The sequence below is a fragment of the Azospira sp. MPR-E4 genome, assembly GCF_058809645.1.
On the sequence record NZ_JBXAST010000001.1, the window covers coordinates 34,669 to 55,600 of the forward strand.

The window sequence follows — 20,932 nt, forward strand, 5'->3', positions numbered from 1 at the left end:
GGGAGCACTCTTTCATGAACAAGAATATTTTCCGCATCATTTTCAATGAAGTCCGTGGGGTATTCATGGTGGTGGCTGAAACCGTCTCTATCCGGGGTGGTTCCGGCAGCAAGAGTGCGTGTAGCGGGATGCACCGTTATTGGGTGAAACTGCGCCCCCTGTCGTTCTCCTTGATGGCAGCCTTTGGCACGGGTATCTGGCTGGCCCCGGCCCAGGCTCAGGTGATTGCTGACCCCAATGCACCGCGGGGCCAGCAACCAAACGTCTTGAGTGCTGGTAACGGAGTGCCGTTGGTCAATATTCGGACCCCTAGTGCCGGAGGCGTCTCCCGTAACACCTATAGCCAGTTTGACGTCAATGCCCAAGGGGTCATTCTCAACAATGCCCATAACAATGCCAAAACCGAGCTGGGGGGATGGGTTCAGGGAAACCCATGGCTGGCTGCTGGTACCGCCCGGGTGATCTTGAATGAAGTGAATTCCTCCAATCCCAGTCAGCTGCGAGGCTATGTAGAAGTAGCTGGGGATCGAGCCCAGGTGGTGATCGCCAATCCGGCAGGCGTTACCTGTGATGGTTGCGGTTTCGTCAATGCCACACATGCCACCCTGACGACAGGAACCGCCATCCTTGGCAGTGGTGGCTTGGAGGGCTACAGGGTTCAAGGTGGAAGTGTGGTAATCGAAGGAAATGGGCTGGATGGAACCCGTTCTGACTACACTGAAATCATTGCCCGATCGGTACAAATCAATGCCGGTATTTGGGCCCAGGGATTGACCGTTGCTACCGGCAATGGCCAGTTCGATAACAGCAACGCCATGGTGGCCCCGGTCACCACCGGTACATCTGCTCCCTCTTTTGCCATTGATGTTTCCCATCTGGGCGGGATGTATGCCGGGAAAATTGCTCTGATTGGAACGGAAGCCGGTGTGGGGGTACGCAATGCCGGCCATATTGGGGGGAGTGCCGGAGCTGTTACGGTCAGTGCCAACGGGCGCTTGGAAAATGCGCAAGGGGCAACAATTTATGCCAGTGCCGGCATCAACCTGAATGCTGCCGATGTCATCGAGAACAACGGTTCCATTTCTTCCCAGGGAAACATGCTGGCTAGCAGCCAAGCTAAGTTTCTGAATCGCGGGATTGTTGCGGCGGCGGACGAATTGAGTATTCGCGCTTCCCAGATTGACAACGCTAAGCATGTCATTGGATCGGTCAATGGCAGTGTGAATCTCAACGCAACTGCCGGAGAGGTTCAGAACACGGAAGGCCGGATTGAAGCCAAGCAGGATGTCAGCATCCAAGGTGCTGGGATCGATAACCAGGGCGGAGCCATTATCGGCGGCAATCTACGGCTGGATAGCTCTAAAGAACTCAACAACGAAAAGGGATTTCTGGTTGCCCAGGGCAATCTGGCGATGACCGCGGATTCCCTATCCAACAAAACAGGCCTTGTCGGAGCCAAAGGGCTGCTTTCTCTGGAAGGCAACAACGTACTCAATGAAGATGGTCTGTTCGTCAGTGAAGGGCGTATCGCAATGGCGGTATCCCAGAAGTTGGACAATCAAGGAGGGCAAATTCGCTCCCAGGGAGACATCGAGCTTGACGCCAGCAATGGCGAGATCCTCAACGATGGCAAGAATGCTTCCAGCCTGATCCGCTCGGGCGGCGTAGTGACGATCAAAGCGAACAGTTTTTCCAACACGGAAACCAAAGGGAGCGGCCAGGGCCTTAATGATCAGGGGATTGACGGCCAGTCCCTTGTTTTTTCCGTCTCCAGCTTAAACAACAGCAAAGGGGCAATTCGTGCAGACGACAGTGCTTCTCTGATCGTCGGCCAGAAATTTGACAATACGGGAGGTCTGGTTTCGGCCGGGAAGTCCTTGGTGGTTCAGGACAATGCAGTCGCCTTCTCGACAAGCGCCTGGGCCAATGCCCTGCAGGGCAAAAATACCGATGGTCGTCTGATTGCCGGGGAGCAACTGAGCCTGAGTCTGAAAGGGCTCGAAGGAGCTGGCCAGATACTCAGCTTGGGCACGCTAACAGCCCGTATTGCCGGGAACTACAGCAACACCGGAACTATTCAAGCCAATGGCTCCTTGAGCGTTTCTGTGCAGGGAACGCTGAATAATCAGAGCAAAATTCAGGGCGCCGATTCCCTCCGGGTCGAAGCGGAAGTATTTGACAATACTTCTGGCGGTGAGGTGATGAGTGGCCGAGAGACCGCCGTTATCGCCGGAAATGCCGTCACCAATCGAGGATTGATCGATGGTGCCACTACGTATGTCAATGCCAAACTGATCGACAATCTCGGCACTGGCCGGATTTACGGCAACGATGTGGCGCTGGCGGCCGAGACCCTGCGTAACGATTCGGAGTCAGGAAAGTCCGCCTCCATCATGGCGCGTAACCGCTTGGATATCGGTGTCAGCAAGCTGGTCAACGCCGAACTTTCAAATATCTACAGTGCCGGAAACATCGCCATTGGCGGTTCCTTGACCGAGGAGCGCAAAGCCGTAGGTCGCGCCCAGGCGGTAGATAACGTCAGCGCCACCATTGAATCTCTGGGCGACATGGCGATTGCTGCCGACAGCCTTAGCAATCGCAATACCCACTTCACCACCAAGGATGTGGTGCTGTCCCAGCAATGGTTTGTCCAATACCAGGGAGCGGGATCGTCCAATATCTATAGTAGCGGTGCCTACTACGAGGATGTTCGGGACAGCTTTTATCGGCTTCGCACGCCGGATGGCGCCTGGGACAATTCCTATCGCTACGAATATACTCGTACTACCAGCGAAACCCAGGTGGCCACTTCCATCCCGGGCCAGATTCTGGCCGGTGGGAATTTGACCATCGAGGCCGACTCCATCCTCAACGACAAGAGCCGAATCATTGCCGGTGGCAATTTACAGGTTGCAGCCCTGGATTTGGTGAATACGGAGCTTACAGGTAGTCGTACTGTCCGTGATTACGGGACGTTTTTTGCCCTGCTCGGCCATCAACCCAGCGGCAAACATAACGACTGGACCGAGGTCAGAGCTTCCACTTACTCTCCCGCTCCTACGGTTACCGAGATTCGCCTCAGCCCCACAGATTATGGTGGGAATAAAGCCAATGTGGGGACAGGTACCCAGATAGGTTCTCTGGCGGTTAATAGCGTTACCCAATCCGCCCAAAACGGTGGTTCCAAAGTGGTTAGCCTGGCTAACAGTGGCGACTTTTCTTCCACTATTAATTCAGGGAGTCTCTTTCGCCCCAGCACTACCCCTGGCGCTACCTATGTGATGGAAAGCGATCCCCAGTTCTCCAACTACCGGGCCTGGCTAAGTTCCGACTACATGCTGCAGCAGCTGAGCATCGACCCCACCACGACCCAGAAGCGCTTGGGAGACGGCTTTTACGAGCAGAAACTGATTCGGGAGCAGGTTGCCCAGCTGACGGGGCGGCGTTTCCTGGATGGCTATGCCGACGATGAAGCCCAATACCGTTCCTTGCTTGAGCAAGGGGCCGTTTTTGCCAAGGCCCACCAGCTCGTCCCCGGAGTGGCGCTGACAGATGCCCAGATGGCACAACTGACCAGCGATATTGTCTGGCTGGTGGAAAAGACCGTGACGCTGCCGGATGGCAGCAAGGTTCAGGCTCTGGTGCCCCAGGTTTACGTTCGCCTGCAGCCTGGCGATCTGGATGGTAGCGGCGCCCTGCTGGCGGGACGCAATATCGATATCAATCTCTCCCAAAACCTCGCCAATAGCGGCACCATTGCAGGCCGCAACGTGGTCAGTCTTCAGGGACAGAACCTTGCCAATCTGGGCGGCAGCATCATTGGCCGGGATGTCAGCCTCAAAGCAGTGGCCGACATCAACAACCTGGGCGGGGTCATCGCCGCCCAGGACCGCCTGGCCCTGGACGCTGGCCGCAATCTCACTGTTGCCTCCACCACCCGCAGCGAAAGCACCGGCAACTCCAGCCGTACCAACATCGACCGGGTGGCGGGCCTCTACGTCAGCAACCCCAAGGGCCTGCTCCTGGCCAGCGCCAAGAACGACATCACCCTGGCGGCCGCGGACATCCGCAACGATGGCGTCGGCGGTACCACCGTCATCGAAGCCGGCGGCAACCTGAACCTGGGCACAGTCCAGGAAACCTACAATCGCAGCGCCGTTTTCGACAGCCGCAATACCTACAAGGAAAGCAAGAGTGCCGAAGTCGGCACCAGCATCCAGGCCCAGGGCGACATTGCCCTTCTGGCTGGCAGCAATTTCAACGCCCGGGCCGCCCAGGTTCTCAGCGATGCCGGCACCATCGGCGTTCAGGCCCAGGGCAGCATCAACATCAGCGAAGGGCGGGCCACCGCCTCCATGGCCTCCGACACCTACACCAAGAGCAAAGGCAGCTGGGGCTCCAAGAAAGAAGTGACGACACGGGACCGCAGCGACAGCGATCGCGCCATCTCCAGCTCATTCAGCGGCGAGCGGGTCGCTATGGTGGCGGGCAAAGACCTGGTCGTCCAAGGCAGCAATATCACCTCCACCCAGGGCACGACCCTGGCGGCAGGGAACGATCTGACCATCAAGGCGGCGACAGAAACCACCACCGAGAGCCATTTCCGGGACGAAAAGAACAAGGGCCTATTCGTCGGCGGCGGCAGTATCACCCTGGGCAAGAAGCAGCACACCGTGGATAGTCAGGGCGACGGCAGCAGCGCCCTGGGCAGCCTCATCGGCGCCACTGACGGCAACGTCACCCTGGCGGCAGGAAATGCCTATCGGCAGATCGGCAGCGACATCATCACCCCCAAGGGCAACATCGACATCAGCGCCAAGCGGGTGGATATCGAAGAAGCCCGGGAAACCAGCCGTCACACCCAGACCGAGACCTTCAAACAAAGCGGTCTCACTATCGGAGTTTCTGGTGGAGCCTTTGCCTCCGCCAAGGAAACTGCGGCCCGGGAATTCAAGACTGCTCGAGAGAGCGGTGGTATTCGGCGTGTCACAAATTTAGTGATGGCTCTGGACGATGCAACATCGGCAAAGAACGCAGTAACAGGCGTGATGAAGGGGTATGACAAGGAGGGATTGCTCGGCGCCGCCAAGAAGACCGGTGTCCAGGTTACCGTCAGTCTCGGCAGCAGCAAGAGTGAAAGCAAAATGCAGAGCACATCGGATACAGCCAGGGGTTCCCAGGTCGTCGCCGGCGGCGATGTTTCAATCCGTGCGACAGGCGAAAACGAGAAATTGCTAATACAGGGAAGCTCGATTCAGGCCGGGGGCAATGCCACTCTGGAGTCCAGCGGCGATATTGAACTTCGGGCTGCTGCGAACTCGAGTAGCCAGAGCAGCACCAATAAAAGCAGCTCAGCCAGTATCGGAGCCAGCTACGGTTTTTCAGGCTTGACCGTCAATGCCAGCGCAAGCAAAGGCAAAGGCAACAGCAACGGCAATGAAACCACTTGGACGGAAACCGTCGTCAAGGCTGGCGACCAACTCAACCTGAAGTCCGGCGGCAACACCACCCTGCAAGGCGCCATTGCCGAAGCCAAGACCATTGTGGCCAGTGTTGCCGGCGATCTTCGCGTCGAAAGCCTTCAAGACAGCAGCAGCTATCACAGCCAGCAAAGCAATACGGGGTTCAGCATCAGCGTTCCCGTCTCCGGCACGGCCATTGACCCCAAACTGGTTTCTGGAAGCGGGCTGACCAATGGCAGTCTTAACGCCAACAAGCAAACCACCGACGGCGACTATCGTAGCGTTGTGGAACAGAGCGGCTTCAAGGCGGGTGAAGGAGGCTTCCGTATCGATGTCGAGGGCAATACCGACCTCAAAGGCGGGGTGATTGCCAGTGCCGCGGATGCAGATAAGAACCGCCTCAGCACCGGCTCCCTCAGCAGCAGCGATATTCAGAACAGCAGCTCAGCCAGCAGCACCAGCAAGGGTATGAATCTGAACCAGGATCTGTTGAGCGGCTACGGCGCCGCTCGTACCCTGCTGACCAGCCATCATCTGGGAACGGATGAAAATGCCAATGCCAGCGGCTCCACCCGTTCCGCTGTGGCTCCCGCCACGATTCAGATAAATACCCAGGACGGCGCAACCAAGGCCGCCAGCGATCAGGCCGTTGCGGCGCTGAGCCGGGATACCGAAGGCGCCAATCAGAGCGTCGCCCGCATCGATGCAGAGGCCATGGAAAAGCGCGTGGCCAAGGATGCAGCCCAGCGGGCCCAGGATGTGCAACTGGTTACCCGCCTCACCGACGACGCCTACCGGGTGATGTTCCGGGAGCCCCCCAAGTTCTACAAGGTGGAATGCACCAGCGAAAAACAATGCCAGACGAAGGAAGTGGATCCCCAGGAAGTGAAGGCCGCCCTGGCTGCGGGCACTGCAGGGAACAGGCCGGTGCTGGCGGTGAACGGCATCCAGAACGACCTGGAACGGGCTGCTGAATTGGCTTATCAGAATGCTATAGGGCAACAAAAAGATGGAGAAGGAAGGGACACAACCCAAAAACCGGAAGCCATTTATCTGATGCACTACCTGCCGGCCAGTACTACGGTAGGTGAGTTGCTGGTGGCCGGGTATGAAAAGAACTTGGCCTCCACCCTCGGTTATACCAATGCAGACCGGGCTTACGCAGATGCGGTGGGTGGTGCCGACAAGGGCTTCTTCACCAGTCTGGGACACAGTCGTGGCACCCTGGTGCAGACCAATGCCAACGATATTCTGTCAAGCCGGGGGTATTCCAACGGCAATATTGAGTATCGAGGCGTGGGGGGGGCTTTGTCGAAAGATGAGTATGCAAAATCAGCAGCAGCTGTGATAGGTAATCCCGATAATAATAACAATATCAAATTTAGCTATTTTGCTAATGACCTGGTATCGGTACTTATCGGTGGAAATCCAGGCACATTGAGTGTTCCGGAGATACTCCGGTTGATGACAACGGATAACAGTGCTCACAGTTGTTATGGAACCGGGGCCGCAGGCTGTCAGCAGGTTGAGTTTCCCGGCGCTAACCCTGGAACACCGGAAAAAAATAAGCTGCTTATTGAGTATGTTGGCGGGAAATTGAAAAAATAGGATTGGCGAAAGGTGTCGATTATGAATAATGATTATAGGTGTAATTTTACTTTTGTATTATGTATTTCGGCACTGGTTTCCGGCTGTGTCGGTGATTTGATATGGAATAACGATGAACGCTATATGTATCGTGGCGCATTGGATTCAGGTTTGCCAGAGATTTACAACACATATCAGTTCAACTTTTTGCGAACCTACCGTGTGACGCATCAATGGCCAAGAGAGGCGGATTTCTGCGATGCTTATAGAAAGCAACCTACGTTGGGTGTTCAGGATGGAAAGAGCGGGGAGTTTTTCAATGTTCCAGAAATTTATGAAGATGGTGGAAAAACATGGCAAGGAAGCTCGGTTGGTAAGCCTCCTGCAGATTTTGATTATGTAGTTCGCAGCATCAAGCGAATGTACCCTGAGTATGCAGTAGAGACAGATCGGGCCGGAAATCGTTATAAGACCGATAAGGTCATTGGGATGAAAGAGAAAGAGGTCGGGCGAGGTTCAATATGTAACTACGTATGGTCCGGATTGGATCAGAGCTTTTCTTTAAGGATATATAGAGAATCATTAGAAGATCGAGTTAGATATATTGAGAAAAGACCGGGCGTCACTGTTAAGGAAAAGATCGGTCAAAATGAATGGTGGTCTAGGCGAGCTTCTTATGATTCAAGGGAAAAAACTTCGGGAGGTGAGTCTTGGGTAACTAGGATAGGCACTAGTGACTATGTATTTATAATTCAGTGGTTTTACGGAGAGCGGTCGGAGAATAGGCCGGAAATCAATGCCAAGTTCCAGGCTGCATTACGCCATCTGCTCGAATCAGTGCGCATTGAGTCGTTGAAATGAGCGCAATAAAGATAGGGTAGTGGTCCAATGAATCGAATCTTTGGATGGCGAAGCAGTGTCGTGATGCTATTGCCATTGTTTCTCGCTGGCTGTATCGGCAATCTGATACAGAATAACGATGAACGCTATATGTATCGTGGCGCATTGGATGCGGGGTTGCCGAGGGTTTATGATACTTATCAGTTCAATTTTTTGCGGACCTATCGGGTAACGCATCAGTGGCCCCGAGACTCCGATCATTGCATTGCTTATAGGAAACTTCCAACGCTGGGGGTGCAGGATGGTAATAGTGGAGAGTTTTACAATGTTCTAGAAATCTATGAGGATGGTGGAAAAACGTGGCAGGGAGGGCTAGGAAAGCAACCTCCGGCAGATTTTGATTATGCAGTTCGCAGCATCAAGCGAATGTACCCTGAGTATGCAGTAGAGACAGATCGAGCTGGAAATCGCTATACGACTAATAAGATAGTGGCGATGAGAGAAAGGGAGGATGGAATGGTTCCAGTTTGCTATAACACATGGGCTGGTACATTCCATTCATTATCCTTTAGCTTGCTCAAGCGTACGGTAAATGAATGGCGAGAATATATAAATCAGTCTCTGCCTGGTGGTACTTGGTCTTCCGTCCAAATACAGGGTCGGAATTGGTTTTTATATACGTTACCACTACGTCCCCGGGCCTCCGGGAATATATATTCCGGACCTTATCAGTTGTGGATAACACCTGTCGGAAATTCTGACTATAGTATTGGCATTAAACTGGGTGCTACGATGGAATCGCTTCAATTTCCTCATGCGCATGCAAAATTTAAAGAAGCGGCCCAGCATTTGCTTGAGTCGGTGCGCATTGAGCCGTTGAAATCAGTGCAATAAAGACAGGTACGGCCTAATGGATCAACTTACTGGATGGCGAAGCAGTATCGTAATTCTGCTGCCATTTTTTCTTGCGGGCTGTATTGGCAATCTGATACAGAATAACGATGAACGCTATATGTATCGTGGCGCATTGGATGCGGGGTTGCCGAGGGTTTATGATACTTATCAGTTCAATTTTTTACGGACCTATCGGATAACACATCAGTGGCCTAGAGATTCAGATGGTTGTGCAATTTATCGTCAGTTGCCTACATTGGGTGTGGCTGACGGCAATCGTGGAGATTTTTATAGGGTTGGAGACATATATGAAGATGGTGGAAAAACATGGCAGGGTAGTTTGATAGGAAATTCCCCAGAAGACTTTGATTATGTAGTTCGCAGTATAAAACGAATGTACCCCGAGTACGCGGTAGAGACGGATCGGGCCGGAAATCGGTATAAAACCGATAAAGTGATTGGGGCGAAAGAAAAAGAAATTGGTAGAAATCCTGTTTGCAATAACGTATGGGCAGGTCTAGATCAAGTCTTTATGTTGGAGTTATTCAAGCAGCCGCTAGAAGAAAAGCTAAAGGAGTTTGAAGCCAGACCCGGGGTGATTTCGAAAGAGAAAATTGGTCAGAATGAATGGTGGTCTAGACGTACGCCATACAACCCGGTGAGCAAGGCCCTAGGGAGTGAATATTGGGTAACAAGGGTGGGGAGTAGCGACTACATATTGATTATTATCTGGGCTCACGGAGAGCGCTCGGAGAATAGGCCGGAAATCAATGCCAAGTTCCAGGCGGCATTACGCCATCTGCTTGAGTCGGTGCGTGTCGAACCGCTTAATCCCGGACCCTGAGCGGGGTTTTTCGTATTTTCTTTTTCCAATGTTTCATTGATTATTTTTTGCGGAATAATTTTATTTTCGTCATTTACTGCAATGGTGGGGCGTAGTTCTGGTATCAAGTGGTTAGGGCGGCTATTTAGTCATTGGTTTTTTGCGGCATTTGAAATCGTGTTGAGGACATTTAAACCCTATGGAGGTGGAATAATGGTGCGTTGGCATTGTCGTGTTTTGTTGGTGTGGGCGGTCGTGCTTTTGGCCGGGTGTCTGACAATGAGCGGGAATTATGTGGTGACGGCGGTCGATGGCCAAGGCTCGCCGCTGAATGTCGTTTCCCATGCCCAGGGCAGCGGAATCTACTCGGTACGAAATGCCATTTGTGCCGCTCAGCCCAAAGCGGTGGTGACGATCCGGGAGCGGGAAAGCGGCAAGGAAGTGGCGGGCGAGAGCCCCTATCGATGCAATTGAGCATCGGCATTGGAAGGTTCCCGTTGAAAAAATATGAAGCGGGGCAATGGCTGCAGCGCGGGCGTACGCTGGGGCGTTGGATGCTGCTATGGGGCGCGGCCGGGCTTGTCGGAGGGTGTGCCGGCCCGGTTTCGCTGCGGGGGGATGGGGAAGCGCCTTCAGCCTGGATACGGGTATGGGCCGGGGAGCCGATTGCGATGCATCCGGGTCTCTCCTGCTATGACTCGCGTAACCCGCAGCGGGTCAAGGGCAAGGATGTTCTCGGGGGATTGTTACCCAATCGCCGTCTCGGTATGCCTGTGGCGGAGGATACTCCGTGGGGTTTTGACGAGTATGAGGTCAGGGCCGGGGAGGTGATTACCTTCGAGATGGGGGATCGTTCGTACCATTGGCAGGACCGGGTGAGTTGCCATCTTTCCGGCGTCTATTTCGTGCCGGAGCCCGGTAAGAAATACGAGGTCTTCAAAGACCGGAAACTGTGCAACATTCGTATCCGTGAATTGGTCGAGACGGCTTCGGGCAAGGCGGCGGTGGCAGCGGTCACCAGCCGCACGGCGGGGGAGTGCGCTGCCAAGAAGTGAGTTGCCGTCGATACGTCGGCATGGCCTCAGTCGTGGGGTGACGCGATTTTCGCCAGGGGTATCGGCTCCGCCGTCCAGCTTTCCTCGGGCAAGGGGATGGCCAGTGCTTGCTGTGTCGGCACGCTACGGGGCTGGCCCCATTCCACCAGCTCCATGGTGCCGTCCAGGTGTTCGACGATGGCGGTGCAGGAATCCACCCAGTCGCCGCAGTTGATGTAGGTGACACCATCCATGGGGCGCAGGGCGGCCCAGTGGATGTGGCCGCAGATGACGCCGTCCAGGCCCCGTTCGCGCACGGCGCGGATGACCGAGTCCTCGAAGTCGAAGATGAAGTTGATGGCGGTCTTGACCTTGCGCTTGGCGTAGCCGGCGAGGGACCAGTAGCCGCTCATGCCGAGCCGGCGCCGGACCCAGGAGAGACTGGTGTTGATGCGCACCAGGGTGTTGTAGGCCATGTCGCCGAGGACGGCGACCCAGCGGTGGTAGCGGGTCACCTGGTCGAACTCGTCGCCGTGGATGAGCAGGAAGCGCTGGCCGGCGGCGGTGGTGTGGATGTGCTCGTTGCGTACCTGGATGCCGCCGAAGTCGGTGCCGTCGTGTTCCCGCAGGGCCTCGTCGTGGTTGCCGGGGATCAGCACCACCTTGTCGCCGTGGCGGGCCCGGCGCAGTACCTTCTGCACCACCGTGTTCTGGGCCGTGGTCCAGTACACGCCGCGGCTCATGGACCAGAAGTCGATGATGTCGCCCACCATGTACAGGTATTCAGAGGGGTGTTCGCGCAGGAAATCGAGGAGGCGGTCCGCCTGGCACGCCCGGGTGCCCAGGTGGATGTCGGAGATGAAGATGGCTCGTACTTGCGGCATGGTTGGACGCAAGTGTGCCGGCCGAAAATGACGGTCTTGTGACGTTTCGGCGGCGTTTCAGTGAAGCCCGGGCAGTTGGGCGGCGACGGCTTCGGCGATGGCCAGGGAGGCGGTGAGGCCCGGGGATTCGATGCCGAACAGGTTGATCAGCCCGGCCAGCCCGTGCTGCTCCGGCCCCTGCAGGCAGAAGTCCGCCGCTGCCGCACCGGGGCCGCTGATTTTTGGGCGCACGCCGCTGTAGGCCGGCTGCAGGGCGTTGTCGGGCAGCTGCGGCCAGTAGCGCCGCACTTCGGCATAGAAGGCGTCGGCACGGCGGGGATCGACCCGGTAGTCCAGGGCTTGCGGGTCCCGGGTCGCCAGCCATTCCACATCCGGGCCGAAGCGGGCCTGGCCGCCCAGGTCCAGGGTCAGGTGCACGCCCAGGCCGCCGGGCTCGGGCAGGGGATAGACCAGGCGGGAAAAGGGCGCACGGCCGGCCAGGGCGTAGTAGTTGCCCTTGGCGTAATGGGCCGGGGGAATGGCTGTCGGAGCCAGCCCTTCGATGCCGGCCGCCACCTGGGTGGCGTGCAGGCCGGCGGCGTTGATCAGGATGGCCGCGTCCAGTTCCAGGGGCGCTTCGCCGCCGATGCTGATCCGCCAGAGGCCGCCGTGGCGCCGGGCTCCCCGAAAGGGGCTGCGCAGGGCCAGGACGGCGCCGGCGCTTTCGGCTTCGCCCAGCAGGGCCAGCATGAAGCCGTGGCTGTCCACGATGCCGGTGGCAGGGGAGAGCAGGGCGGCGCTGCAGCGCAGGGCCGGTTCCAGGGCCCGGGCCTGGGCGGCGTCGAGACGGCGCAGGTCCGTCACGCCATTGGCCTCGCCCTGGCGCTGCAGGGTGTCGAGGCCGGCCTCCTGGGCCGCCGAGGTGGCGACGATGAGCTTGCCGCAGGCCCGGTGGGCCACCTGGTGGGTGCGGCAGAATTCGTAGAGCAGTTCCCGCCCCCGCAGGCACAGGGCCGCCTTATGGGAGCCGCTCGGGTAGTAGAGGCCGGCGTGGATGACTTCGCTGTTGCGGGCGCTGGTCTCCTGGCCGAAAGCGGCGTTCTTTTCCACCATCACCGTGTCGATGCCGCGCCGCGCCAGTTCCCGGGCGCAGGCCAGGCCCACCACCCCGGCGCCGATCACCACCGCTCCCGTCCGTTCCGTCATTGCCCGCTTTCTGTCATTGGATGGGCGGATTCTAGCCGAGGGCTGGATTGCTGCGGTGCACTGCGGTAGAGTAGCGGTTCGCCATACGTCACGGTATGGAAATTACCCACAACGCTTGCAGAGGGACATACATGGAACTGAAGACTATCGGTATCGTTGGCGCCGGCACCATGGGCAACGGCATCGCCCAGGCTTTCGCCGTCTCCGGCTTTGACGTCATCCTGACCGACATTTCCGAGGCCGCCGTGCAGAAGGGCGTGGCCACCATCTCCGGCAGCCTGGACCGCCTGATCAAGAAGGAAAAGATGACGGCCGAGCAGAAGGCCGCCGCCCTGGCCAAGATCCAGACCGCCACCGACGTGGCAGCCCTGAAGGGTGTGGACCTGATCATCGAGGCCGCCACCGAGAACTTCGAGCTGAAGACCAAGATCTTCAAGCAGCTGGACGAGCTGGCCAAGCCCGAGGCCATCATTGCCTCCAACACCTCCTCCATCTCCATCACCAAGCTGGCCGCCACCACCAAGCGTCCCGCCCAGGTCATCGGCATGCACTTCTTCAACCCGGTGCCCATGATGGCCCTGGTGGAAGTGATCCGCGGCCTGCAGACCTCCGATGCCACCTACGCCGCAGTGGAGACGCTCTCCAAGGCCGTCGGCAAGACCCCGGTGGAAGTGAAGAACAGCCCGGGATTCGTGGTGAACCGCCTGCTCTGCCCCATGATCAACGAAGCCATCTTCGCCCTGGGCGAAGCCCTGGCCGATGCGGCCGCCATCGACGATGCCATGAAGCTGGGTTGCAACCACCCCATCGGCCCCCTGGCCCTGTGCGACATGATCGGCCTGGATGTGGAACTGGCCGTGATGCAGGTGCTGTTCGAAGGCACCAAGGATCCCAAGTACCGCCCCGCTCCCCTGCTGGTGGAAATGGTGGAAGCCGGTTACCTGGGCCGCAAGACCGGCAAGGGCTTCTACACCTACTGAGCCGCGGTCGCCATGGCCTGAGCGCAGCCGGGCTGCGGTCGTAAAAAAGGCGGCGGGGAGTCTGACTCCCCGCCGCCTTTTCTTTTGCCAGCCGCTTTTACTTGCCGACGCTGCCGGCCTGGAACACGGCAATGGCCTTGCCGTCGCCGTCCCGCAGCAGCAGGTGGCGGTCGCTGATCTGCCAGCTTTGCGCCCAGCCCAGGGCGTTGAGGAAGGTCTGCTCCTCATCCATGTGGTGCATGCAGGCCATCAGGGTGCCGCCCATCTGGGAAAAGTCGATGCGCTGGCCCTTCAGTTCGTAGCTGCCGAGAATCCTGTTGCAGCCGCCGGCGCCGCTGACCCGGCCGTCGGCCTGGAGCAGCAGGTGGGGCGCCAGATTGCCCCGGTGGCGGCTGAGGGGCTTGCCGTCCAGCTGAACCAGGCGCCAGGTGGTGCCGACCAGGGGCAGGGGCGCCGATGCTGCCGCCGGGCTGGCGGTGCCGCCGGCACCTGCCTTGGCCGTCGCCGGGGAGGCGGCCGGCCGGGCTGCTGCCACGGCGTCGCTGCCGGGGCAGCCGGCCTGGGGCCAGACGCCGTAGAAACGGTCCACCACCACCTTGACCTGGCCGTCGCGACGGCTTGCCAGGTGGCCGGCGAAGCGCACCAGCTGGGCTTCTCCCACCTCCCGGCCGAGCTTGCCGGCCGCCGACTCCAGGACCCCGTAGGCCGCTTCGGCGGCGACGGGGAACTGGGGCGAGCCCGGAGCGCAGAGGCGGATGCTGCCTTCCTTGCCCTGGCGGCTGTAGAGGCCGGTGAGGGTGCCCGAGACCCGGGCCGGCAGGGCCTGGGGCAGACGCACCAGTTCGTAGTTGTGACGGCTGGCGATGGAGCGGCTCTCGCCGTCAAGCAGACGCAGGCGTTCCGGGTTTTGCACGGAAAGGCGGGTGCTGTCGCTACCGGGGGCTTCCAGGGTCAGCACGTCGCCCTTGGCATCCAGGCTCCAGCGGCCGTTGCGGCGCACCGCGGCGGTGACGCCCTTGCCCCGGTAGGCCTGGCTCAGCTGGAAGCTGTGGTCCGCCTCCAGGTCCAGCTGCCAATCCACGCCGACACAATTGGCGCAGGGCATTTCCCCGATGTAGGTGGCGGGCAGGGCCGGCGGCGCCGCCTGGGCGGCGAGGCCCCAACCCAGGCCCAGCCCCAGGAGGACGAGGCGGAGAGGCTGAAAGGGGCGGCAGGAGGTCGGGACGGCAGGTTTTGACGGATGACCCATGGCTTTCCTTGTGCGGATGGCAGGACGGTTGTAAGGGTTCAGATGGCCGGATCGGAGCCTTCCGGCGCCTGGGGCAGGATCAGGTTGAGCAGCACCGCCAGCACGCCGCACAGGCTGATGCCCTGCAGGCTGAAACTGCCGATGGTGACGCTCAGGCCGCCGATGCCGGTGACCAGGGTGACGGAGACGATGCACAGGTTGCGCGGATTCATCAGGTCGGTGCGGGCATCCATCAGGGTCTTCAGGCCGATGCCGGCAATGGAGCCGAACAGCAGCACCATGATGCCGCCCATGACCGGCATGGGAATGGTCTGCAGCAGGGCGCCGAACTTGCCGACGAAGGCCATGAGGATGGCGAAGCCGGCAGCCCAGGTCATGATCACCGGGTTGTAGTTGCGGGTCAGCATGACGGCGCCCGTGACCTCGCCGTAGGTGGTCACCGGAGGGCCGCCGAAGAGGCCCACCACATTGACCGCCAGGCCGTCCCCCAGCAGGGTGCGATGCAGGCCGGGGGATTGGGTGTAGTCCTTGCCCACCACCGAGCCCACCGCCAGGATGCCGCCCACGTGCTCGACGATGGGGGCGATGGCCACGGGAATCATGAAGAGGATGGCGGCCAGGTTGAACTCGGGGCTGCCGAACTGGGGCACGGCCAGCCAGGCGGCCTCATGCACCTTGGTGAAATCGACGATGCCGAAGAAGAAGGCGGCCGCATAGCCCACGGCCACGCCCACCAGGATGGGCACCAGCTTGAGCAGGCCCCTGGCGCGGATGGCGGTGAGCATGGTGGCCACCAGGGCGATGGCGGCTACCGCCAGGGCCGTGTCGTAGGGCACCACCTGCTGCTCGCCGGCCTTGCCGGTAGCCATGTTCACCGCCACCTGGGCTAGGCCCAGGCCGATCACCATGACCACGGGACCGATCACCACCGGCGGCAGCAGGCGGTGGATGAGGCCGACGCCGCGCCACTTCACCAGGGCGGCGGCGACGTAGTAGAAGAAGGAGGCGGAGGCCAGGGCACCCAGGGTGGCGGGCATGCCCCAGGTCTGCACCGAATAGATCACCGGGGCGATGAAGGCGAAGGAGGAACCCAGGTAGATGGGCACCTGGCGCCTGGTGCAGATCTGGAAGATGAGGGTGCCGACGCCGGCGCCGAGCAGGGCCAGGCTGGGGTTGAGGCCGGTGAGCAGGGGCACCAGCACGGTGGCGCCGAAGGCGACGAAGAGAATCTGGGCGCCGGAAAGGGCGGTACGCCAGGTCGGATCGGGTTTCTGGGTCATGGTCGCCGCCTTACTTGGTACCGAAAATCTTGTCGCCAGCATCTCCCAGGCCCGGGATGATGTAACCGTGCTCGTTGAGGTGGCTGTCGATGGCCGCCACATAGACGTCCACGTCGGGGTGGGCGGCCTGCAGTTTGGCGATGCCTTCCGGCGCCGCCACCAGGCAGATGGCGCGGACGTGGGCGCAGCCCTTGCGCTTCAACATGTCGATGGTGGCGATGAGGGAGCCGCCGGTGGCCAGCATGGGGTCGATGATGAGGGCCAGGCGTTCGTCCAAGGAGCCGACGAAGCGCTCGAAATAAGGTTCCGGCATGAGGGTTTCCTCATTGCGGGCGATGCCCACCACGCTCACCTTGGCGCTGGGAATGAGGTCCAGGACCCCGTCCAGCATGCCCAGGCCGGCCCGCAGGATGGGCACCACGGTGACCTTCTTGCCCTTCAGGCGCTGCACTTCCACCGGTCCGGCCCAGCCGTCGATGGTGACGCTTTCCACTTCGAAGTCGCGACAGGTTTCGTAGGTGAGGAGGCGGGCCAGTTCGGCGGTGAGTTCGCGGAATTTCTTGGTGCTCATGTCGGCGGCGCGCATGAGACCGATTTTGTGCTGGACCAGGGGGTGCTGGACTTCGATGACGGCCATGGTGATCTCGTAAAAACGGGGGCAAACCGCGCAAGGATAATCCATTGGCGTGTCCCTGGCGCGTGGCGCCGCGGAGATTCCGGACATTTCCTGCGCCGGGCGGCTGCGCCTTGGGTAGAATACGCCCTCTTTTTTCCGGTAAATCAGCGACATGGCAAGACTGGCGCTGGCCCCCATGCAGGGCCTGGCAGACGACGTGATGCGGGAGGTGCTGACGGCCATCGGCGGTTACGACTGGTGCGTCACCGAGTTCATCCGCGTCACCGATGCGCTCCTGCCCGCCCGCGCCTTCCGCCGCATGGCGCCGGAACTGGACAACGCCGGCCGCACCGGCGCCGGCACGCCGGTGGCGATCCAGCTGCTCGGTTCCGATCCCGTCTGCCTGGCCGAGAACGCCGCCCGGGCGGCAGAGTTCGGCCCCCTGGCGGTGGACCTCAACTTCGGCTGTCCGGCGCCCATGGTTAATCGCCACGGCGGCGGCGCCATCCTGCTCAACGATCCGGAACTGCTGCATACCATCGTCGCCACGGTGCGCCGGGCCATGCCGCCGCAAGTGCCGCTGACGGCGAAGATGCGTCTCGGGGTGAAGGACACGGCCCGCACCCTGGACTGCGCCCGGGCCCTGGCCACGGGCGGCGCCGCCGAGCTGGTGGTGCATGCCCGGACCAAGGAGGAGGGCTACACGCCGCCGGCCCACTGGCATTGGATCGCCCGCATCGCCGAAGCGGTGGCAGTGCCGGTGGTGGCCAACGGCGAGGTGTGGAACGTGGCCGACTGGGAGGGAATCCGGGAGGTTTCGGGCTGCGCCGACGTCATGCTCGGCCGCGGCGCGGTGGCCGATCCGCTGCTGGCGAGGCGCATCAAGGGGGAGGCGATTGCCGGGGCCGAGGCCTGGGCAGTGGTGGAGCCGGCCCTGGCCGACTTCTGGCGGCGGGTCACCGCCAAACTGGAACCCCGGCATTGCCCGGGGCGCATCAAGCTGTGGCTGGGATTGCTGCGGCGGACCTGGCCCGAAGCCGAAGCCCTGTATCAGCGCATCCGCCCCGCCCGGGACTGCGCCGCGGTGGAGTCCGGCCTGGCTGCCGCCGGCATCCTGCCCGCGCCGGTGGCCTGAGGCCGAGGTCCGGCGTCGGCCATGGGCGCTCAGCCCGTGGAGCGCACCTTGGTGACGCGGCGGGGAGCCGCTTCGTCCTGCTCGACCTGGACCTCGGCCACCTTGTTGCACACCAGATGCCCGGTGAGGGTGGCGCCCTCGCTGATGGTCAGCTCGCCGTAGCGCACGTGGCCGCCCTTGACCTTGGCGGTGGGGCCGAGGAAGAGGGTTTCCCGGGCCTCGATATTGCCGCTGACGGTGCCATAGACCACCACGTGGTCGGCCAGCAGGTGGCCTTTGACGAAGGCCTGCTGGTTCACCACGATGACCGGGGTCTCGCCTTCCTTGCCGCGCAGGTCGCCGCGCACGTTGCCGTCCACCCACAGGCCGCCGCAGAAATCGACTTCGCCGTGGACCGTGGTACCGGTGGGGATGACGCCCTTCATGGCGACGTCGGGCAGGCCGTTGGCGCCGAAGCGCAGGGGTTTGGAATTTTTCATGATGTACGTCCCATCCTTGTCTGTTGGCTCAAGCGAACCCCGCTGGGTTCGAGAAGATCTACCGTGACGTTGCGCGGAGTGAAGCCGTCCGGTAGGGGGATGACACCTGCAGTTCTGAGGAAACGGCTGACTTCCACTTTCAACTTCGGGTCCGGGGCATCGCCGGCGGCGGGATAGCGCCAGGTGGCCGGTTTGCCCTCTTGTTCTCCGGCCACTGCGAATTGCAGGGTGCCGTTGAATTTGCGGCCGCTATTGGCCAGGGTCAGGCGGTAACGCAGCTGGCCCGGCAGTGCCGGGTCCTGGGCCACGCTAAAGGCCTTCAGTTCCAGTCCGTCCTGCTCGGTCGGGGCGGCATCCGGAGTTGCCGGGGGCAGGGGTGCGGGAGCTGCCGCCACGGCGGGCTCCGGCGGTGCCGGCACGGCCATGGCCACCGGGACCGGCTCCGCTGCCGGAGGCAGGGGGAAATGCTGGCCGGCGCGGAAGGCGAGGGCCAGGGCCAGCAGTACGCCGCCGGCCATGGCCAGCTTCTGCAGCACGCGGTGCCACAGGGGTTTGGGGACTTCGATCCGGACGGTGGGGGTCGGCAGCATCGGTCGCGAACGGTCGTAAAAGTTTTATCAGTCAGTTAACCGCGGCCCGGATGGCTTGGCGGTTCAGCAGGGTGCGGCTTCCTGGCTGGGCACGAATTTCGGCTTGGCTGAGAAGACTTTGGGGGGCGGATTGTTTCCCAATTGACCCCATGCTTCAAGCTGTTTCTTAAGATATCGGCAGCATAGCCATGAAATTAAATGTTTTTTTCAAAAAAAACTACCTAGGGTGATTCCTAGGGGGAGAGGACGGCCGCTGCCGGCGGTGTTTTTTGCCCCAATGCTCCAGCTTTCAAGCGGCCCGGGCTTGGGTATGATGGGCGCCCGCAAGCGCTTTGCGGCGCGTTCCCCGGGCCCGGTTGCGGCCCTTCTGATCCGAGTCATGTCATGGTCTGTCAGTCCTGCGGCGCCTGCTGCGCCGCCTACCGCGTCGATTTCCATCCGGCCGAACTGGAGGGCGGGAATTTCGCCTGGGAGGGCGGCATTCCCCTGGCCCTGACGGTGCCCGTGACGCCCCATCTGGTGCGCATGGCCGGCACCGATGCCAGCCCGCCCCGCTGCGTCGCCCTGAGCGGCGAGGTGGGGGTGGCTGTCTCCTGCAGCCGTTACGCCCAGCGGCCCTCGCCCTGCCGCGAGTTCAATCCCCTGGCAGAACTGGGCATCACCGACGAGGCCTGCGCCCGGGCCCGGCAGAAGCACGGCTTGCCGCCCCTGGCGGACCCTGCCTGAGACCTTTGCCGCGGCGCTGGCGGGCTGCTCCCGATTGACCCCCCGCCGGCCCCGGTGCTAATGTTGGCGCCATTGATAAAGGCAAACCCGTACGAAAGGCGGGGGCGCAAAGTCACCGGTCTACCGGGCGTCGGCAAGGGCGCTCCATGACGGCGGGACTGCCATAAGCAACGTGCCATCCCGGGCCGGTTGCGAGGAGACTTCGGCGCAAGCCACGTGTATTCCCTCTAACCATTGAGTTTGGGAGGTTGGTCATGTTTGCTGAAGTTCCGGAGCTTTCCCCGGGGGCGTCCGCTCCCCTTGCCATGGCAGCCAGCATCGAGCTGGAGACCGTCAACGGCATCCTCAGTACCGTCACCATTCCGCCGTGCCCCAGCGTGGTCCTTTCCCTGATGGAGGAGGCGCGCCAGGATGACGTGGATTTCCAGCGCATCAACCGTCTCATCAGCGGCGACGTCAGCCTGGCGGCGTCCATGATGAAGACCGCCAATTCCCCCTTCTTCGCCCTGCGCTCCAAGGTGCAGTCGGTGCAGCAGGCGGTGGCCGTGCTGGGCCTGAAGAACATCCTCAAGGTGGTGACCGGCCTGGAGCTGCAGCGCAGCCTGGGCAAGGGCGGCGGGGTCAGCATGGAGCGCTTCTGGGAACGCTCCAACCTGCACGCCGCCATCTGCGGCTGCCTGGCCCGGCGCCTGCCCGGCACCTCGGTGGAGGATGCCTACACCTTCGGCCTTTTCCACGACTGCGGCATTCCCATCCTCATGCAGCGTTTCCCCGACTACAAGGAAACCCTCATGGCCGCCAACCATTCCAGCCTGCCGGTGCCCGAGGTGGAGTTCGAGCGCCATGCCACCAGCCATGTCATGGTGGGCGCCATGCTGGCCCACAATTGGCAGCTGCCGGAGAAGATCGTCCGCGCCATCCGCGGCCACCACGACCTGACCCTGCTGGAGGACGAGCGGGAGCCGGCCGAGGTGCGCACCCTGATCGCCCTGTCCCTGCTGGCCGAGCACCTGGCGGCCCGCTACCTGGGGGTGGCGGAGGAGTCCGAGTGGCAGCTGTGGGGCGAGCAGGCTTTTGCCTACCTGGGTTTCGACGACGGCGAACTGGAAGAGCTGTACCCGGAACTGCTGGAGGAACTGGGCGACGTCATCGCCGCCCGGGGCTAGGT

17 protein-coding genes and 1 riboswitch are annotated in these 20,932 nt (G+C 60.8%); of the genes, 10 read left to right on the forward strand and 7 right to left on the reverse strand.

Annotated features, from left to right (window positions below):
* Positions 1 to 14: 14 nt before the first annotated feature.
* The 6 genes from AC1RTA_RS00180 to AC1RTA_RS00205 all read left to right on the forward strand — a co-directional run bounded on the left by AC1RTA_RS00180 (position 15) and on the right by AC1RTA_RS00205 (position 10,661).
* A complete protein-coding gene (locus AC1RTA_RS00180; RefSeq protein WP_492783661.1) occupies positions 15 to 7,070 on the forward strand; it encodes a two-partner secretion domain-containing protein in 7,056 nt (2,351 codons plus the stop codon).
* Between the two features lie 21 nt (positions 7,071 to 7,091).
* Positions 7,092 to 7,910, forward strand: coding sequence for a hypothetical protein (locus tag AC1RTA_RS00185; RefSeq protein ID WP_492783662.1), 819 nt, complete (start codon positions 7,092 to 7,094; stop codon positions 7,908 to 7,910).
* Between the two features lie 27 nt (positions 7,911 to 7,937).
* On the forward strand, positions 7,938 to 8,783 hold the full coding sequence (locus tag AC1RTA_RS00190) for a hypothetical protein (protein ID WP_492783663.1): 846 nt from the start codon (positions 7,938 to 7,940) through the stop codon (positions 8,781 to 8,783).
* Positions 8,784 to 8,799: 16 nt separating this feature from the next.
* Complete coding sequence (locus AC1RTA_RS00195) at positions 8,800 to 9,627, forward strand: hypothetical protein (RefSeq protein ID WP_492783664.1); 828 nt, start codon at positions 8,800 to 8,802, stop codon at positions 9,625 to 9,627.
* Between the two features lie 192 nt (positions 9,628 to 9,819).
* A complete protein-coding gene (locus AC1RTA_RS00200; RefSeq protein WP_492783665.1) occupies positions 9,820 to 10,080 on the forward strand; it encodes a hypothetical protein in 261 nt (86 codons plus the stop codon).
* The gene (locus AC1RTA_RS00205; protein ID WP_492783666.1) at positions 10,071 to 10,661 is read left to right on the forward strand and encodes a hypothetical protein; all 591 of its coding nucleotides are present in this window, start codon (positions 10,071 to 10,073) and stop codon (positions 10,659 to 10,661) included. The genes AC1RTA_RS00200 and AC1RTA_RS00205 overlap by 10 nt, the downstream gene beginning before the upstream one ends.
* 26 nt (positions 10,662 to 10,687) lie before the next feature.
* Here AC1RTA_RS00205 and AC1RTA_RS00210 read toward each other — a convergent pair whose 3' ends face one another.
* Together AC1RTA_RS00210 and AC1RTA_RS00215 are read right to left on the reverse strand one after the other, a co-directional pair.
* Positions 10,688 to 11,524, reverse strand: a complete 837-nt coding sequence (locus tag AC1RTA_RS00210) for a UDP-2,3-diacylglucosamine diphosphatase (RefSeq protein ID WP_492783667.1) — start codon at positions 11,522 to 11,524, stop codon at positions 10,688 to 10,690.
* Positions 11,525 to 11,581: 57 nt separating this feature from the next.
* Complete coding sequence (locus AC1RTA_RS00215; protein ID WP_492783668.1) at positions 11,582 to 12,709, reverse strand: NAD(P)/FAD-dependent oxidoreductase; 1,128 nt, start codon at positions 12,707 to 12,709, stop codon at positions 11,582 to 11,584.
* A 131-nt stretch (positions 12,710 to 12,840) separates the two neighbouring features.
* Between AC1RTA_RS00215 and AC1RTA_RS00220 the strand changes: the two genes are divergently transcribed.
* Positions 12,841 to 13,689: a 3-hydroxybutyryl-CoA dehydrogenase gene (locus AC1RTA_RS00220; protein ID WP_492783669.1), complete on the forward strand. Its 849-nt coding sequence runs from the start codon at positions 12,841 to 12,843 to the stop codon at positions 13,687 to 13,689.
* 97 nt (positions 13,690 to 13,786) lie between these two features.
* Here the strand turns inward: AC1RTA_RS00220 and AC1RTA_RS00225 are convergent, their stop codons facing one another.
* The 3 genes from AC1RTA_RS00225 to upp are packed head-to-tail and all read right to left on the reverse strand — an operon-like array spanning position 13,787 to position 16,855.
* A complete protein-coding gene (locus AC1RTA_RS00225) occupies positions 13,787 to 14,938 on the reverse strand; it encodes an META domain-containing protein (protein WP_492783670.1) in 1,152 nt (383 codons plus the stop codon).
* A 38-nt stretch (positions 14,939 to 14,976) separates the two neighbouring features.
* Positions 14,977 to 16,218: a uracil-xanthine permease family protein gene (locus AC1RTA_RS00230; protein ID WP_492783671.1), complete on the reverse strand. Its 1,242-nt coding sequence runs from the start codon at positions 16,216 to 16,218 to the stop codon at positions 14,977 to 14,979.
* Between the two features lie 10 nt (positions 16,219 to 16,228).
* On the reverse strand, positions 16,229 to 16,855 hold the full coding sequence (upp, locus tag AC1RTA_RS00235; protein WP_014237388.1) for a uracil phosphoribosyltransferase: 627 nt from the start codon (positions 16,853 to 16,855) through the stop codon (positions 16,229 to 16,231).
* A 151-nt stretch (positions 16,856 to 17,006) separates the two neighbouring features.
* Here upp and AC1RTA_RS00240 point away from each other — a divergent pair, with 151 nt between their 5' ends.
* Entirely contained in the window at positions 17,007 to 17,969 is a 963-nt protein-coding gene (locus AC1RTA_RS00240) for a tRNA dihydrouridine synthase (RefSeq protein WP_492783672.1), read from the forward strand.
* A 29-nt stretch (positions 17,970 to 17,998) separates the two neighbouring features.
* Here the strand turns inward: AC1RTA_RS00240 and AC1RTA_RS00245 are convergent, their stop codons facing one another.
* Positions 17,999 to 18,448 carry a bactofilin family protein gene (locus AC1RTA_RS00245; RefSeq protein WP_130458409.1) on the reverse strand — a complete coding sequence of 150 codons (450 nt, stop codon included), beginning with the start codon at positions 18,446 to 18,448 and terminating at the stop codon, positions 17,999 to 18,001.
* On the reverse strand, positions 18,445 to 19,038 hold the full coding sequence (locus AC1RTA_RS00250) for a DUF6776 family protein (protein WP_492783673.1): 594 nt from the start codon (positions 19,036 to 19,038) through the stop codon (positions 18,445 to 18,447). The genes AC1RTA_RS00245 and AC1RTA_RS00250 overlap by 4 nt, the downstream gene beginning before the upstream one ends.
* 384 nt (positions 19,039 to 19,422) lie before the next feature.
* Here AC1RTA_RS00250 and AC1RTA_RS00255 point away from each other — a divergent pair, with 384 nt between their 5' ends.
* Entirely contained in the window at positions 19,423 to 19,764 is a 342-nt protein-coding gene (locus AC1RTA_RS00255) for a YkgJ family cysteine cluster protein (protein ID WP_130458410.1), read from the forward strand.
* Positions 19,765 to 19,834: 70 nt separating this feature from the next.
* Positions 19,835 to 19,930: riboswitch (cyclic di-GMP riboswitch) on the forward strand.
* Positions 19,931 to 20,018: 88 nt separating this feature from the next.
* A complete protein-coding gene (locus tag AC1RTA_RS00260) occupies positions 20,019 to 20,930 on the forward strand; it encodes an HDOD domain-containing protein (protein WP_014237393.1) in 912 nt (303 codons plus the stop codon).
* The last annotated feature ends 2 nt before the right edge of the window (positions 20,931 to 20,932 follow it).

What these genes read in the sequence shown, in the direction of transcription:
- AC1RTA_RS00255 (WP_130458410.1), top strand. Translation starts at nt 19,423, where the DNA reads ATGGTCTGTCAGTCCTGCGGCGCCTGCTGCGCCGCCTACCGCGTCGAT.
- AC1RTA_RS00240 (WP_492783672.1), top strand. Translation starts at nt 17,007, where the DNA reads ATGGCAAGACTGGCGCTGGCCCCCATGCAGGGCCTGGCAGACGACGTG.
- AC1RTA_RS00210 (WP_492783667.1), bottom strand. Translation starts at nt 11,524, where the DNA reads ATGCCGCAAGTACGAGCCATCTTCATCTCCGACATCCACCTGGGCACC.
- AC1RTA_RS00250 (WP_492783673.1), bottom strand. Translation starts at nt 19,038, where the DNA reads ATGCTGCCGACCCCCACCGTCCGGATCGAAGTCCCCAAACCCCTGTGG.
- AC1RTA_RS00245 (WP_130458409.1), bottom strand. Translation starts at nt 18,448, where the DNA reads ATGAAAAATTCCAAACCCCTGCGCTTCGGCGCCAACGGCCTGCCCGAC.
- AC1RTA_RS00225 (WP_492783670.1), bottom strand. Translation starts at nt 14,938, where the DNA reads ATGGGTCATCCGTCAAAACCTGCCGTCCCGACCTCCTGCCGCCCCTTT.
- AC1RTA_RS00195 (WP_492783664.1), top strand. Translation starts at nt 8,800, where the DNA reads ATGGATCAACTTACTGGATGGCGAAGCAGTATCGTAATTCTGCTGCCA.
- AC1RTA_RS00200 (WP_492783665.1), top strand. Translation starts at nt 9,820, where the DNA reads ATGGTGCGTTGGCATTGTCGTGTTTTGTTGGTGTGGGCGGTCGTGCTT.
- upp (WP_014237388.1), bottom strand. Translation starts at nt 16,855, where the DNA reads ATGGCCGTCATCGAAGTCCAGCACCCCCTGGTCCAGCACAAAATCGGT.
- AC1RTA_RS00215 (WP_492783668.1), bottom strand. Translation starts at nt 12,709, where the DNA reads ATGACGGAACGGACGGGAGCGGTGGTGATCGGCGCCGGGGTGGTGGGC.
- AC1RTA_RS00185 (WP_492783662.1), top strand. Translation starts at nt 7,092, where the DNA reads ATGAATAATGATTATAGGTGTAATTTTACTTTTGTATTATGTATTTCG.
- AC1RTA_RS00190 (WP_492783663.1), top strand. Translation starts at nt 7,938, where the DNA reads ATGAATCGAATCTTTGGATGGCGAAGCAGTGTCGTGATGCTATTGCCA.
- AC1RTA_RS00180 (WP_492783661.1), top strand. Translation starts at nt 15, where the DNA reads ATGAACAAGAATATTTTCCGCATCATTTTCAATGAAGTCCGTGGGGTA.
- AC1RTA_RS00260 (WP_014237393.1), top strand. Translation starts at nt 20,019, where the DNA reads ATGTTTGCTGAAGTTCCGGAGCTTTCCCCGGGGGCGTCCGCTCCCCTT.
- AC1RTA_RS00230 (WP_492783671.1), bottom strand. Translation starts at nt 16,218, where the DNA reads ATGACCCAGAAACCCGATCCGACCTGGCGTACCGCCCTTTCCGGCGCC.
- AC1RTA_RS00220 (WP_492783669.1), top strand. Translation starts at nt 12,841, where the DNA reads ATGGAACTGAAGACTATCGGTATCGTTGGCGCCGGCACCATGGGCAAC.
- AC1RTA_RS00205 (WP_492783666.1), top strand. Translation starts at nt 10,071, where the DNA reads ATGCAATTGAGCATCGGCATTGGAAGGTTCCCGTTGAAAAAATATGAA.